The sequence below is a fragment of the Frankia sp. Cppng1_Ct_nod genome, assembly GCF_920656135.1.
Lineage (GTDB): Bacteria > Actinomycetota > Actinomycetes > Frankiales > Frankiaceae > Protofrankia > Protofrankia meridionalis.
The window spans coordinates 44,168-59,439 of record NZ_CAKKTK010000015.1 but is presented as its reverse complement, the minus strand read 5'-3'; the positions used below and the strand labels follow the sequence as shown (position 1 = coordinate 59,439).

At 71.8% G+C, this 15,272-nt stretch carries 9 protein-coding genes; 2 read left to right on the top strand and 7 right to left on the bottom strand.

The annotated features are described in order from the left end of the window. From NBW77_RS07040 to NBW77_RS07030, 3 genes are all read right to left on the bottom strand, one after another. Positions 1 to 3,947 (bottom strand): HAD-IC family P-type ATPase (locus tag NBW77_RS07040; protein ID WP_250279464.1); only part of this gene is annotated, 3,947 nt, incomplete at its 3' end. Positions 3,948 to 3,988: 41 nt separating this feature from the next. Beyond that, positions 3,989 to 4,570 carry a hypothetical protein gene (locus NBW77_RS07035; RefSeq protein ID WP_131747366.1) on the bottom strand — a complete coding sequence of 194 codons (582 nt, stop codon included), beginning with the start codon at positions 4,568 to 4,570 and terminating at the stop codon, positions 3,989 to 3,991. 167 nt (positions 4,571 to 4,737) lie between these two features. Continuing rightward, positions 4,738 to 7,920: a DUF2232 domain-containing protein gene (locus NBW77_RS07030; RefSeq protein ID WP_250279463.1), complete on the bottom strand. Its 3,183-nt coding sequence runs from the start codon at positions 7,918 to 7,920 to the stop codon at positions 4,738 to 4,740. 271 nt (positions 7,921 to 8,191) lie between these two features. On the opposite strand from NBW77_RS07030, the gene NBW77_RS07025 reads away from it, so the two are divergent. Further along, on the top strand, positions 8,192 to 9,307 hold the full coding sequence (locus NBW77_RS07025) for a thiamine pyrophosphate-dependent enzyme (RefSeq protein WP_250279462.1): 1,116 nt from the start codon (positions 8,192 to 8,194) through the stop codon (positions 9,305 to 9,307). 10 nt (positions 9,308 to 9,317) lie between these two features. On the opposite strand, the gene NBW77_RS07020 is transcribed toward NBW77_RS07025, so the two are convergent. After that, entirely contained in the window at positions 9,318 to 9,956 is a 639-nt protein-coding gene (locus tag NBW77_RS07020) for a hypothetical protein (RefSeq protein ID WP_131747363.1), read from the bottom strand. Between the two features lie 139 nt (positions 9,957 to 10,095). Here NBW77_RS07020 and NBW77_RS07015 point away from each other — a divergent pair, with 139 nt between their 5' ends. Then, on the top strand, positions 10,096 to 12,657 hold the full coding sequence (locus NBW77_RS07015) for an ATP-binding protein (protein ID WP_165486187.1): 2,562 nt from the start codon (positions 10,096 to 10,098) through the stop codon (positions 12,655 to 12,657). A 108-nt stretch (positions 12,658 to 12,765) separates the two neighbouring features. On the opposite strand, the gene hypE is transcribed toward NBW77_RS07015, so the two are convergent. From hypE to NBW77_RS07000, 3 genes are read right to left on the bottom strand one after another with little or no spacing between them, the layout of a single operon-like run. Continuing rightward, a complete protein-coding gene (gene hypE / locus NBW77_RS07010; RefSeq protein WP_250279461.1) occupies positions 12,766 to 13,833 on the bottom strand; it encodes a hydrogenase expression/formation protein HypE in 1,068 nt (355 codons plus the stop codon). Next, positions 13,830 to 14,969: a hydrogenase formation protein HypD gene (gene hypD, locus NBW77_RS07005; protein WP_131747361.1), complete on the bottom strand. Its 1,140-nt coding sequence runs from the start codon at positions 14,967 to 14,969 to the stop codon at positions 13,830 to 13,832. The genes hypE and hypD overlap by 4 nt, the downstream gene beginning before the upstream one ends. Then, a complete protein-coding gene (locus NBW77_RS07000; RefSeq protein ID WP_131747385.1) occupies positions 14,966 to 15,268 on the bottom strand; it encodes a HypC/HybG/HupF family hydrogenase formation chaperone in 303 nt (100 codons plus the stop codon). Before NBW77_RS07000 ends, hypD begins: the two co-directional genes overlap by 4 nt. Between the last annotated feature and the right edge of the window lie 4 nt (positions 15,269 to 15,272).

Below are 15,272 nucleotides of genomic sequence, written 5' to 3'. Positions count from 1 at the left end.
CGGCTGCGTACAGCCAGTGCCATCGCCGGCGCCATGTCGGTGAGCAGGTTCACCAGCAGCAGCTGCCGTGGGCTCAGCGGTGCGGTGCGCCCGAGCGCGGTGCCGAGCAGGGTGAAGGCGATCTCGCCGGCGTTTCCACCGAGGAGGACGGAGACCGCGTCGGTGACCGCCTCCCACATGCGCCGGCCTTCGACGACCGCGTCCGCGAGCCGTTCCACGTCGACGTCTTCGAGGAGGATGTCCGCGGCCGACCGGGCGGCGGCGGTCCGCCGGCCGGAGACCGCGATGCCCACGTCCGCGGTCCGGATCGCGGCGGCGTCGTTGATCCCGTCACCGGTCATGGCAACCACGTGCCCGCTGCGTTGCAACGCCCGAACCAGGCGGACCTTCTGCTCCGGCGAGATCCGGGCGAACACGCTCGCGTCCGCGACCCGCCGGGCGTGCTCGTCGTCGCTGAGACGGTCGAGCTCGCGTCCGGTGATGACTTCCTTCGGTCGAGGTATCCCCACCTCGGCCGCGATCGCAGCGGCGGTCACGGGATGGTCGCCGGTCACCATCGTCACTCGCAGGCCGTCCTCGGCCAGGCGGTGGACGGCCCGGCCCGCGGACGGGCGTGGCGTGTCGGCGAGTCCGACGAACCCCAGCAGCTCGAGGTCGTGGAGGTCGTGGAGGTCATCGGGGCTGTCGGGGCTGTGGATGCACGCTTTCGGGTCGCTGCCGTCCTCGACCCGGTCGCAGGGGACGCTGCGGCGGGCCACGGCGAGCACCCGCAGCCCGCGCTGAGCGATGTCGGTGGCCGCCCGATGGGCCGCCCGTGTCCCGGGATCGTCCAGCCGGCAACGTCCGAGCAGGACCTCCGGTGCACCTTTGACGGCGAGAACGAAACCCCCCTCGGTCCGGACGACAGCGGCCGAGTACCCGCGCGACGTCTCGAACGGCAGGTCCGCCACGCGTCGGCCGGATAGGACACCCACCTGCGCGTAGGCGTCGAGCACTGCCTGATCCGTGGCGTGGGCGACAACCCCGCCCGGGACCGGGCTTGCCGTGACCGCCGTCCGGACCACCGCCGCGGCCTCGGGCGACCGGGCCGGCAGCCGCTGCCATCGGTCGCCGGCCGCGCATACCATCACCTGCCGCAGGACCAGCCGGCCCTCGGTCAGAGTGCCCGTCTTGTCGAAGCACACCCAGTCGAGGCGGCCGAGTGCTTCGACCGTGCGGGGCGACCGGACCAGCACCCGCTGCCGGGCGAGCCTGCGTGCGACCGCCACCTGCGCGACCGTGGCGACGAGCGGCAGACCTTCGGGGACGGCCGCCACCGCGATGGCGATGCCGGCGTTGACGGCACCCCGCATGCTCGCCCCCCGGAGCAGGGCGACGCTGGTGACGGCGAATCCGGCGAGGCCGATGAGCGGCATGGCGAGGCTGGTCAGCTCGCTGAGCCTGGCCGCCATCCCCACCGCAACCGGGCGGTCGGCGGCCGCCGCGGCGGCCCGGCCCGCCTGGGTGGACCCGCCGGTCGCCACGACAACGGCCCGCCCCGAGCCCGCGACCACAGTCGTCCCCTGGTACAGCATGCAACGGCGATCCGCGAGCTCTGCCGCCGGCGTGGGTCTGGTGATCTTCTCGATGGGTAGGGACTCCCCGGTCAGCGCCGCCTCGTCCGCTTCGACGGCGTCGGCCGCCACCAGCCTGGCGTCCGCCGGGACGACGTCGGCGGAACGGACCTCGATCAGATCGCCGGGTTGCAGCACCACCGCGGGCACGACCTGCACCCCCAGTGTCGTCACGATGCGCGCCAACGGGATGTGATGGGTCACCAGCCGGCGCAGGGCGGACTCGGCCCGGGCCTTCTGCGCGCCGCTGACCAGCGCGTTCGCCAGCGACACGCCGGCAACCAGCGCCGCGTCCACAGTCGAGCCCAGCACGGCGCTGGCTGTAGCGCCGAGCAGGAGCACCGGTACCAACGGGTCCCGCAGATCGTCCGCGACAGCGGCGGCGAGCCGTCGCAACCCGCCCGCCGGACCCGTCCCGGTTTCAATCCCGGTTTCGGTCCCGGCGGTCCCCTCGGGCAGCGTTGCCGGATCCCGCTTGTGGGCGCCCACCCGGCGCTCGACCGCCTGCGCGGTCAGGGCATGCCAGTCGGCGCGCACGACAGCCGGGGGAGTCGGCCGGCGGTCCGCGCGGGCCGCAGCTGCCGCGCCAACGGCCATCGCTGCCAGGGCGGCCATGCTGACCGGCCCGCCGCCCAGCGTCCGGCTCAGGCCACTGGGACGGGCGGCCACCAGCGTCACGAGCTCGGACAGGGCGGAACCGGAAAAGGCGAGGGTGGCGTCGCGCCCGCTGTTGCGGCGGGCCACTGGTGGGAGCTGGAGCACCCGCCACACGTCGAGGAGATCGCTTCCGCACAGAAGATCCGCCGCCCACGGTGGACGCCGTCCGGGCCGGGCCACCCCCACACCGACGTCGGCCCGGTGCAGGGCGTCGGCGTCGTCGTCCGCGACGATCAGGACGACCCCGCCGTCGTGCTGTACCTGATGCACCTGCGTGGCCAGGTCCCCGGCGGGCAGGAGCGTGTCGGCGAGCGGAGCGAGGTCGGTGGTGCTGGCGTGCTCGGTGAGCAGCAGCCGACCGGTACCGCGCGCCGCCGTCAGCACGGCGTCGGCCCGTGGATCCACCTCCACCCCGACCCACAGCCGTACGGAGTCGGGTCCGGCACGGCCGGGTCCCGTGCGGATCTCCATGGGCAGCCCGCACGGGTCGCAGGCGGCGCGGGTGGCGGTGGTGTGGGCCGCGACCAGCCGGCAGGACCCGTCCCTGGCCGCTTCCTCCCCCGGGCGGAAAAGGCGGCGCGGATCGACGTGGGCGAGCATCCGGTCGGCGCGGCTCCAGGTGTCCGCGTCCGGCGCGGACAGTACCCGGCACGTGTCGGCGAGCAGGGCGGTGGAGGAGACGCCCACGGTGTCCACCCGGTCGAGGCGGCGCAGACAGCCGCTGTCCATGCACACCACCCCACGCCTGGAAAGCCGGCGGCCGGCCGCGGCCGCGAAGACCTCCCGGCCGACCCGGGCCGCCCGGGGTACGGCGGCGAGGACGACCTCACCGGCGAGTCTGGGCGACCGTGCGACGGTCAGTGCCGCGGCGCCGAGCACGAGCCCGGCAACCGCGCAGCGGTCGGCGCTGCGTTCGACCGCTCCGGGGGGCAGCGGCCGTGGACGTCGGGCACTCCCGACGTCGCCGAGCGGGCCGTCGCCGAGCGGGCCGTCGCCGTCGGACCGACCGGTCGCACCGGTCAGCTCCGGTTCCCGGCGCAGGAAGGTCGACCGGGCGGTGAGCAGTTCAGCGAGCCGGACGGCGTGGTAAGTGGTGCTGACCACCAGCACGTCCGGTGTCTGGCTCAACGCGTTGACGACTGCTGTCGCCACTTCCAGGACAAGATCTGCGCCGGACGCTCCGACGCGTCGTTGCAGAGCACGGCGGGCGCGGGGCTGGTGGTCGACGAGCGCGACGAGTGCGCCGACGGCACGGGGCAGGGCGGGCAGGTGACTGAGCCGGCCAGCAATAGCTACGTTCAGTGAAGAAACATTTATGCCGAGTGCCACCGCCGCGGCGATGATCGGCTCGGTGTCGGCGGGATGACGCCGTGGCTCGTCGATACCGCCCGTGGATCCGCCGAATGCCGACTCGATGTCGTCCACGGTCTCGACGATGTCGGACACGTCGACGTTCTCCTCGTCGAAGGACACGAGGAGCCGGCCGAGCCCTTCGTCGACCTTCGCCCAGTCGACCCCCTCCAACGCCGTCACCGCCGCGGCGACGGCTCGGTGACGCCTGGCGGTACCACCACCGAGCAGCTCGATGTGCGCGGTGCCGGCGCGGCTCCACACGTGCCGGTGGCGAAGGCCCGGACGGGTCAGCTCATGGGCGAGGGCGTGGGCGACCGCGGACACCCACGCCCTCGCCCCGGTCGGATCGAGGGTCGGCACCGAGGTCAGTCGGTCACCGTCGCACGGGCGGACTCCTCGCGCCGTTCCTCCCTGCGCAGCTCCGTGTCCCCGCGTTGGATCTCCCCGCGTTCGGTGTCCCGCGGTTCGTCGTGCTCCTGCTCCTGGCGCTGGTCGGATTCTCCGGCGTCTCCCTTGTGCGACACCTCGGGGATCGCACGGGACCCGCTGCGGGTGTGCTGGGCGACGTACGTTCCCACGGCGATCGCGGCGGCGATCGGCCATTCCACCACCTCGGCCACCGCGAGCGCGCCGAGCCCGAGGTAGTAGGCGGTCTTCGTCGGCGATGGGACGATCACCGGCCCGACCTTCAGCGGACTCGGCGCTGCCTGTGCCACGCCGGGGACCTTGCGCCGAACCTCGAAGGTCGCCGTGAAGAACGGTAGATGTACCGTCGCGGTCCGGTGGACGGAGGCGTCCTGTGCGTCCCGCTCACCCGGCCCGGCGGGTCGGGATTCGTTTCCTGCGCTGGAGGTCTGCTCGCCCGGTCCGCCGCTGTCCCGTTCGTCGGCCGGGCCGGTGGGATCGGATGCCCGGTGTGTCGTGTTCGTTGCGGTCGTGGTCTGCATACGGCCTTCCCCTCGCCGCGGATGTACCCCGTTGCCTGGCCTCGGCGGCGGGTATGGGGGCCTGAATGCCCAGGCCACGGCGAGGCAAACCGACCCACCGGCCGGGTGGCGTTCTGCACCGCGTCCTGACCAGCGCGGGTGGGGAAACCCGACACCAGGTCATGAAGTTAGATCATGAACCCTGTCGCGAGCACGCCGGCCAGGACGGCGAGCGCTGCCGCGTCGACCCGCCGCGGGCTTGCCGGCTGGTGCGAGACCGCCCCGAAACCGCCACGCGCGGTGATCGCATCGGTCATCTCCGCCGCCCGCCGCAGGCAGGTGACGATCGCGGTGCAGAGCAGCTCGGTCGCCGAGTGCAGGTGACACGGCAATGCCGTCGTCATATCCGCCAATCTGTGCGCCAGCCGGCGCCGCCGGGGGGCTCGCCGTCCGGCGCGTAGTCGGCGTACGGCCAGCAGGGTGCGGATCTCCTCCACGAGCAGCGGCAGGCAGCGAATGGACAGCGCCACCGTGGCAACCCATTCATCCACCGGTAGCCGGAGCCGGCGCAGCGGGGTCATCAGCCGAGCGAGGGCAGGCGCCAGCTCCGACAACGGGGTGGTCCATCCGAGCAGCGCGGCGGCGGCGAACATGGTCATGGACACCGATGTCAGGCGGAGCCAGTCCAGGACTCCGCCGACGGCCAGCCGCACCCCACCAACTGCCACGAACGGCGCGTCATGCGACTGGATGGTCAGCGCGGCGCCGATCACCAGGCCGTACCAGAACCATCGGGGCGGTTTCGGCGCCGCACCGCGCGGGATCCGGGCGACGACCATGCACACGCCGACGAAACCGGCTACCAGTCCGATCACCGGCCAGGACGGGCGCAGGGCCACCAGCATGCCGAGGGCCGCCATCATCACCAGCTTCGTGCCCGCCCACAGCCGGTGGACCGGGCTGGTGCCCGGGATGTAACGCAGCAGGTTGGGCTCGGTGCGGCTCCTGCGCGCAGCCGACCGCCAGCGGAAGAACCGGCTCCCCCCGCCAGGGGTAGCGCGTTCCGGCGGATGGGGGACGTGGGGGACGTCGGCACCGTGGGGCAGGTGGGGCAGGTGGGGCACGTCGGCACCGTCGGGGACGGCCGACGGGACGTGGCTGGGGGCGATGCCGGTGAACGGCCCGTCGTGGACCAGCCGTCCGTCGTCCAGCACGAGTATCCGGTCCACCAGGCCGGCCATGCCGTCGAGGTCGTGGGTGACCACGACCAGCGTCATCGAGGTCTGCTCCCGAAGCCTTGCCAGGACGTCGATGAGCGTCCGCCGGGAGGCGATGTCGAGCCCCGCCAGCGGCTCGTCGAGGATCATCAGCCGGGGTTGGCGGGCGATCAGTCCCGCGAGCGCGGCGCGGCGCATCTGCCCACCGGACAGGTGCTCGACCCGCCGGTCCCGAAAACGCGCCGGGTCGAGGCCGACCGCGGCGAGCGCCTGGTCGGCGGTGGCGGCATCCACCCCGGCCGCCGCCTGTACGTCAGCGCCCACGGTGGGCGCCAGCAGTTGCAGTCGGGAGTGCTGCACGGCCAGTCCGATCTCGCCGGGGCAGGCGGTCAACGGGTGACCCGACAGGTTGGCCGTGCCTTCCGACGGGGTCAGCAGACCAGCGAGGACGGCGGCGAGCGTCGACTTGCCCGATCCGTTGCGACCGCAGATCATGACGGCCTCACCGGGGTCGAGACGCAAGGAGATGTCGGTCAGCGCCCGGTGGGCCCATGGCGACCTCGGGGAGTAGACCTGCCCGACGCCGTCGAGACACACCAGCGGGGGTGGGACCGCTGTCCGGGGGGACACGGTCGTGGGTCGAGGTGTCGGTTCGGCTGCCGGCCGAGGTTCGGGCGTGGGTGAGTCCTCCGGGGTCAGCCGTCCGCCGTCGAGAACGATCCTGCGATGCGCCCTGCCTGCCTCGGTCTGCCGGTGCGTCACATGGACGACCGCAACCCGTTCCTCGTCGGGAAGCCGCGCGAGAAGGTCCGTGAGCTGGTCACGGCCTTCGGCGTCCACCATGGCGGTGGACTCGTCGGAAACCAGCAGCCGTGGTCTTCGCGCGAGTGCGGCCGCGACGGCCAGCCGCTGTAGCTGACCGCCGGACAGGGTGGCGGTCTCGTCGTCGGCGAGCCCGGCGAGCCCGACCCGCTCCAGCAGGGCCTCGACGTCGACGGTCCTGCCGCCGTCGGGCAGACCCCACACGACATCGTCACGGACGAGCACTCCCAGTACCTGCGACTCCGGCCGCTGAAAGATCATTGAGGTGCCGCCGGGCCGGCCGAGCGCGCAGGCAGCAGGCCGTCGCACGTGCCCACCCGTCGGGCTCCAGCCGCAGATGATCCGGGCAAGGGTCGACTTCCCTGATCCGTTGCCGCCTACCACCGCCACGAACTCGGCCGGCCGGATCGTCAGGGACACATCCCGCAGAGCGTCCTTGGACGCCCCGGGGTAGCGGTAGGTCACCGACTCCATCCGGATGGGCAGCGGATGCGGGTGCCGCCTCGGCTGCGTTGCCGGCGCCGGGGCCCGCGTGGCCGTCTCGGGCGCGGTATCCGGCTGGTCGGTTCTGGCGGCCGGCGCGCCGACGTCGAGCCGGCGCAGCACCGGGCGGGTGACCACCGCGGTGCCGACCACGTTCACCGCCGTGTTCGCCAGCAGGGCGAGCGGAAGAAGCGCCCACCAGTGCGCCGCGCCCCACCGGACGACCGAATCCGCCGCCGCGAGTCCGGGAGCGGTGGGGCCTATCCCGAGTCGTGCCCCGCTCGTTCGGGCGCCGTCCCAGCTGTTGACGATCTCCGCGAGGACGAGCCCGCGCAGGTCGGTCAGGACGCAGAACACCGCGTCCATGGCAAGCGCGACCGGGGCCCACAGCACCGCGACGGCCACCAGTGCCGTGCGCGCGAGGCCCCACCTCCGGCGGCGCGCGGTACCGAGCAGCGTGCCGATCATCATGCAGGACGTGATGGTGATCGCGAAACCGGTGCCGCCGATGAGAAGGGCCACGGCAAGGGCGGTGACCATCGCGGCAACGGCCGCGCGCAACCTCCATCGCGCGGCAAGGACCGCGGCCGGAACCGCCGCCGGGATCGTGAGCAGCCAGCCGAACGGCAGGAAACGCGCGATCAGGCAGATCGCGATCACCAGGTCGACGAGGACCGCGGCCTCGACGATCTCCACCGCGCGCAACCGGCGGCCGGACCGGCCGGCCATGGGCGTGTCCGCCCGGGTGGTGCCGGCGGTGGCCTCGAACTCGCGTTCGGCGGACAGGCGCTGCGTCGCAGTGGCAGGCGCGGACCGCGTCTGCTCCTCGTCCAGTTCCCGCAGACTCACCTGGGCTCCCGCCGACTCAACTCGCCGCTCCCGTTCGTCCGGACAGCTCGGCGATCACATTCCCTCGGCGGCTTCCAGAAGCGCCGCATCGGACATCCAACTGTCGCACGGCACCGGTACGGTGTCCGAGCCGCCTGCTGGATCACATTCCGGCGCGGTGGCGGCCTCTGGCGGTTACGGCGCCGCAGGGTGCCGCTCACCTGGACCATCTCGCTGACTGTTACAAATCTGGCGGGTGAATGTTGCGGTACCTCACGTCGGAGGGGGAGGCTTGACCAGCACCGTCAACGGTGTCGCGCCGGGGCATCCCGACGAGGCGACGGCGAACCGGCACATGGTGCGGCTTCTGCCGGGTGTCCGAGGCGAGGTTGCGAGCCCCGGCGGCTACCAGGCCGGGGCCGACCCCGCGCTGCTGCGGCGCTTCTACCATGAGATGGTGGTTGCCCGCCGGCTCGACGCCGAGGCCACGGCCCTGCAACGCACCGGTGAGCTCGGGCTGTGGGTGGCCTCATCCGGGCAGGAGGCCGCACAGGTCGGCTCGGTGCACGCGCTGCGTGACCATGACCAGATTTTCCCCAGTTACCGTGAGCACGCTGTGGCGCTGGCCCGCGGCATCACCCCGACCCAGCTGCTCAGCCTGTTCCGCGGGACCGACTTCGGCGGCTGGGACCCGGACGCCCACCGGTTCCGCGCGTACACGCTGGTGCTCGCGACCCAGACCCTGCACGCGGTCGGTTATGCCCTGGGCATCCGGATGGAACGGCGGCGATGGCCGGAGCGGGTCACCGACGACGAGGCTGTGATCGTCTACTTCGGGGACGGCGCGGCCAGCGAAGGTGACGCCAGCGAGGCGTTGTCGTGGGCGGCGGTGGACGACCTGCCCCTGGTGTTCTTCTGCCAGAACAACCAGTGGGCGATCTCCACGCCGGTGGCCCGGCAGACCCGCGTGCCGCTGTACCGCAGGGCCGAGGGTTTCGGCATGCCCGGGGTTCTCGTCGACGGCAACGACGTGGTGGCGGTGCACGCGGTCACCCGCGCCGCCGTCGACCGGGCCCGCGCGGGCGGCGGGCCGACGTTCATCGAGGCGTATACCTACCGGCTCGGTGGGCATTCCACCGCGGATGACCCGGGTCGTTACCGCGCGGCCGACGAGGTCGAACGGTGGCGGGCACGGGATCCGATCGCGCGGCTTCGCCGGTACCTGGACGCGGCCGGTCTGCTGGACGAGTCGTTCATCGACTCCGTCGAGCGGGCCGCGGACGAACTCGCGCGGCACGTGCGGGCGGCTGTCCCGACGATGCCCGACCCGGCCGCGGACCGCATCCACCGGCATGTCCTCACCGACAGCGCACTCACCGACAGGGCACTGACCGGGGGCGGCGGTTGACCCCCGCCGGTCAGCCCAGCGGGCGGAAGGACGCCGGCTGGATGGCCGGCGGTTCGGTGGTGTAGGCGGCGAGGGTCCGGGCCAGGTCGGTTGGGTCGATGCCGAGGTCGCGCATGTTGCGGACGAGGTCGTTCATCACCACCAGCGCGTGGCGCAACAGCACCTCGGCGATGCCCGAGGGCTGGGAGATCGCTCGCGTGAACGCGTACGTGGCGTCGGTGTCCCCGGTCAGCGCGGCCAGCGCGCCGATCCGGACCCGCTGGCTGAGCGACTCCCAGACCTTCTCGGCGAAAGGCGCTTCGGCGCTGCGCCAGACCCCGCAGAACCGTAACGATCCGATGATCGCGGTCGGCTGCTCGCCGGTGCGCAGGTGCAGCGTCACCGCCCACATGGCCAGCAGCCAGGACAGCGCTCGCAGGAGCCGGCCGGCGTCCGAGGCCAAGCGCCCGGCCAGCGCCTCCTCCGCCTCGGCCTGGGTGGCGGCGTCCACCCAGGCCTGAACCAGGCGTTCGGCTTCCACGATGTCGGTAATGTCGAGTTCGGGGGTGCATGGTCGGGTGACGGCGGCGGCCCGGCGGGACGCGGTGTCGACCAGTGCGAGCGCACCGGTGTCGTACAGTGTCTGCCAGGCAAGCCCTGCTGGCGGCATAGTCGATACGGTAATGGGTGATACGTCGGTCGAGTCCTCCTATAACGCAGATCACTGACCTTCTTCACCATGTGGGTGTCACCGTGGGGCAGGTCGGCCGGGCTCGCCGCTGACGTCCGGATGGCGCACGATAGGTGCCGTGACTCGGGGAACGCTGCGTGTCTATCTCGGGGCCGCGCCGGGGGTGGGCAAGACCTATGCCGCCCTCGACGAGGCGCACCGACGCCGGGATCGGGGCACCGACGTGGTGGTCGGCTTCATCGAGACGCATGGCCGGCCGAAGACCGCCGCGCTGCTGGCGGGGCTGGAGATCGTCCCACGCCGGGAGATCGCCTATCGGGGTGCGGTGTTCACCGAGATGGACATCGACGCCGTGCTCGCGCGCAGACCCGCGGTCGCCCTGGTCGACGAGCTCGCGCACACCAACATCCCCGGCTGTCGCAACGCCAAGCGCTGGCAGGACGTCCAGGAGCTGCTCCAGGCGGGTATCGACGTCATCTCCAACGTCAACATCCAGCACATGGAGTCACTCAACGACGTGGTCGAGACCATCACCGGGGTGGCCCAGCGGGAGACGGTGCCTGATGACGTCGTCCGTGAGGCCGACCAGGTGGAGATCGTCGACATGGCACCGGAGGCGCTGCGCCGCCGGATGGCGCACGGCAACATCTACGCTCCGGAGAAGATCGACGCGGCGTTGTCGAACTACTTCCGGGTCGGCAACCTCACCGCGTTACGGGAGATCGCGCTGCTCTGGGTAGCGGACAAGGTCGACGAACAGCTCGACCGGTACCGCGCCGAACACGGCATCGCCGGCACCTGGGAAACCAGGGAAAGGGTGGTGGTCGCCCTCACCGGCGGGCCCGAGGGCGACACGCTGATCCGCCGGGCCGTCCGGATCGCCGACCGCAGCAAGGGCTCCGACCTGCTCGCCGTCCACGTCGCCCGCTCCGATGGGCTGACCGGCGCGAATCCGCAGGCGCTCGCCCGGCAACGGGCGCTGGTGGAGAGCCTCGGCGGCGGCTACCACCATGTCATCGGCGACGACGTCCCCACCGCGCTGCTCGACTTCGCCCGCGCGCAGAACGCGACCCAGCTGGTGCTCGGCGCCAGCCGGCGCGGCCGGTTCGCCCAGGTGCTCAGCCCCGGTATCGGGGTCACCACGACCAAACTGTCCGGGTCGATCGACGTCCATATGGTCACCCACGAGGAGATGCGTCAGGGCCGGCGGTTGCCGCGGCTCGCGCACGGCCTGACCCCACGGCGCCAGCTGATCGCGACCGTGCTGGCCATCGGTCTCCTCCCGCTGCTGACGGTGGTGCTGTCGAACTCCCGGGGGTCGCTGAACCTCACCACCGATGTCCTCGCCTACCTGCTTGTCGTGGTGGTCGTCGCCCTGGCCGGCGGGTTCTGGCCGGCGCTGTTCGCCTCGGTCGCGAGCTCCCTGTTGTTGAACTACTACTTCACCAGGCCGTTGCACCGGTGGACGATCGCAGAACGCAACAACGTGTTCGCCCTGACCGCGTTCATCCTTGTCGGGATCATGGTCAGCAGGGTTGTCGACCTTGCCGCCCGCCGGTACAGCCAGGCGGTGCGGGCCTCCGCCGAAGCCGCGACCCTGTCCGTGCTCGCGGGCAGCGTCCTGCGTGGCGAGCAGGCGCTGCCGGCCCTGCTCGAACGGGTTCGGGAGACGTTTGGGATGACAGCCGCGTCCCTCCTCGAACGCGCGGGTGCACCCGAGAGCGCGGGCGAGGTGGACGGCCGCGGATGGCGGACCGTCCACAGCGTCGGCGTCGACCCGTGTGTGCGGCCCGAGCAGGGCGACGTGGACGTGCCGGTCGGCGACAACCTCGCCCTGGTGCTGCGTGGCCGCCCGCTGCCCGCGCAGGACCGTCGCATCCTCGCCGCGTTCGCCGCGCAGGCCGCTGTCGCACTCGAACAGCGCCGGCTCACCGAAGCGGCCGCCGAGGCCGGACCGCTGGCTGAGGCCGACCGGGTGCGCACGGCCCTGCTCGCCGCGGTCAGTCACGACCTGCGCACTCCCATCGCCGCGGCGAAGGCGGCCATCACCGGCCTGCGCGGTCGGGACATCAGCTGGACGCCGGACGAGCGGGCGGAACTGCTTGCCACCGCCGACGAGTCCATGGACAGGCTCACCCGGCTGGTCGACAACCTGCTGGACATGAGCCGGCTACAGGCGGGTGTGCTCAGTGTCTTCTCCCGCCCGGTCGGCGTCAGGGACGTGATCCCGCACGCCATCGACGAACTCGGCCCACCCGGGCGGACGGTGGAGATCCGGATACCGGACGACCTGCCCGACATCCACGCCGATCCAGCTCTTCTCGAGCGGGTCATGGTCAACCTCGTTTCCAACGCGCTGCGGCACTCTCCGGAAGGAACTCATCCGGTCATCACCACGAGTGCCCTCGTCGACCGGGTCGAGCTACGGGTCATCGACCGCGGGCCGGGCATCCCGGCGGAGAATCGTGACCGGGTCTTCCAGCCGTTCCAACGTCTCGGTGACCGGGACACCACCACCGGTGTCGGGCTCGGGCTCGCCCTGTCCCGTGGTCTGGCCGAGGCCATGGGCGGTTCGTTGGCCACCGAGGACACCCCGGGTGGCGGGCTCACGATGGTGCTGTCCCTGCCCGCGGCTTCACCCGCCCGGGAGCCGATCCCCGCCTTCACCTCCGAAAATTGACCGGAAACCCGCCTCCGTCAGCGGGGTTCACCGCCGGCTGTAGGTAGGAACCATCGTGATAGCGACGGAAACCACCTACGGATATCGGTGAACCCCCGCCGTGGGAGGTCAGCAGATGCGGGGGAGCTGTTCGCCGATGAGCATGTCGATGATGCGGGTGCCACCCAGGAGAGTGCGCATGACGACCCGGCCGGGGTGATCGGCGACCACCTCGCCGAGGCGGGTGGCGTGTCGGCCCTCGGGCAGCGAGCGCATCACGGTCAGGAGTGCGTCGGCGGCGGCGGGTTCGGTGACAGCGACGAGGCAGCCTTCGTTGGCGACGTGCAGCGGGTCCAGGCCGAGGAGTTCACAGGCCGCGGCTACCGGGACGGGGACGGGCACGGCCCGTTCGTCGATCTCGATCCCGATCCCGGATACCGCGGCGATCTCGTTCAGCGCCGATGCCACGCCGCCGCGGGTGGGGTCGCGCATCGCGTGGATGCCCGGACCGGCCTGCGCCACCATGGCCGCGACCAGTCGGTGCAGGGGACGACTGTCAGAGGTGATCTCGGTGTCGAAGCCGAGGGATTCCCGGGCGCTGAGGATGGCCGTGCCATGCGAGCCGACGGGGCCGGACACGACGATGACGTCCCCGGGACGCGCAAACGCGGCGGAGACGTTCGCGCCGGGCAGGCGGCGGCCGATCCCGGTCGTGGTAACGAAGATCCCGTCCGCGGCGCCACGACCGACGACCTTGGTGTCTCCGGTGACGACGGGTACGCCCACGGCGGACGCGGCCGCGCCGACGGACGCGGTCACCCGCCGCAGATCCGCCAACTCGAAACCCTCCTCGATGACATACGCGATCGCCAGCGCCAGCGGGGTCGCGCCCATCATCGCCAGATCGTTCACAGTGCCGTGTATGGAGAGTGAGCCGATGTCGCCGCCGGGGAAGAACAGCGGGCTCACTACGAAGGAATCGGTGCTCATCACCACGGCGGTGCCTTCGATGTCGAGCAGAGCCGCGTCCTCGGGGACACCGCCGCCCTGTCCGGCCGCGGCTCCGAGAGCCGGCAGGAGCACATCGCGCAGCAGCTCGGCGGACAGCTGCCCGCCGCTGCCGTGCCCGAGGGTCACCTTCTCCGTCTCGGAGACGGGCAACGGGCAGCTGGCGCCGGTCAGGTCGACGAGGCTCATGACGGCCCCGCGGCTGCCGCCGGAACCGGCTGTCCCGCCGGCTGTCCCGTCGGCTGTCGGCCGGCACTGTGGAAGGCGGCACAGGTCCCCTCGGTGGACACCATCGGCGCGCCCAGCGGGGTGCGCGGCGTGCACAGCGTGGCGTATGCCGCGCAGTCGGTCGGCAGGCGGGTCCCGGTGAGGATCCCGCCGGCGATGCAGGCCGGATGCTCCTGCGCGGTCACGTCCGCGACGGCGAAACGGGCCTCGGCGTCATAGGCGGCGAACTCGTCGGTGAGGGCGAGGCCGCTGGAGGGGATCGTGCCGATGCCCCTCCACATCCGGTCACGGACCTTGAACACGCGGCGGATCGCCTCCTGAGCCTGGATGTTCCCGGACCGGTGTACGGCACGGACGTACTGGTTCTCCACCTGCGCGCGGCCTTCCTCCAACTGGCGGACGGCCATGAGGACGCCCTCGAGGATGTCGAGCGGTTCGAACCCGGTCACGACGATCGGAACCTGGTAACGGTCGGCGAGCGGTTCGTACTGTGCCCATCCCATGACGGCGCAGACGTGGCCAGCGGCGAGGAACGCCTGCACCTGGCAGTCCGGGGCGTCCAGGAGCGCGGTCATCGCCGGCGGCACGAGCACATGGCTGACGAGAACGCTGAAGTTGGGCAGGCCGAGTGCGTGGGCACGCAGCACCGCCATGGCGTTCGCTGGGGCCGTCGTCTCGAATCCGACGGCGAAGAAGACCACCTCACGGTCGGGGCGCTCCCCGGCGATGCGGACGGCGTCCAGTGGGGAGTAGACGACGCGGACGTCGCTGCCGCGGGCCCGCAGCGCCAGCAGGTCGGTCGTGGTCCCGGGGACCCTCAGCATGTCGCCGTAGGAGGTGAGGATGACATCGGCGCGTCCGGCGATGGCCAGGGCCTTGTCGATGAGTTCCAACGGCGTCACGCAGACGGGGCAACCCGGGCCGTGGATCATCCGGATGTCAGGGGGCAGAAGTTCGTCGATGCCTTGGCGGACGATGGTGTGGGTCTGCCCCCCGCAGATCTCCATCAGCGTCCAGGGCCGCGACGTGACTGTGCGGATCTCCGTGAACAGCCGGCGGGCAAGGGCGGGGTCGCGGTACTCGTCGAGGTACTTCACCGCGGCGCCTGCCCCAGTTCCTGCCCCAGTTCCTGCCCCAGTTCCTGCCCCAGTTCCTGCCCCAGTTCCTGCTCGAACGCACCCATCGAGCGCAGGACCTCCAGCGTGCGCCGGGCCTCCGTCTCGTCCACGAGACTGATGGCGAAACCGACATGGACGATCACGTAGTCACCCACCCGCGCCTGCGGGACGTAGCCGAGACAGACGTCGCGTGACACACCCCCGAAGTCGACCGTGCCCATGAGCAGACCGGCCACGTCGATCGTCGTCATGACACGTCCGGGAACGCCGAGACACATCGCG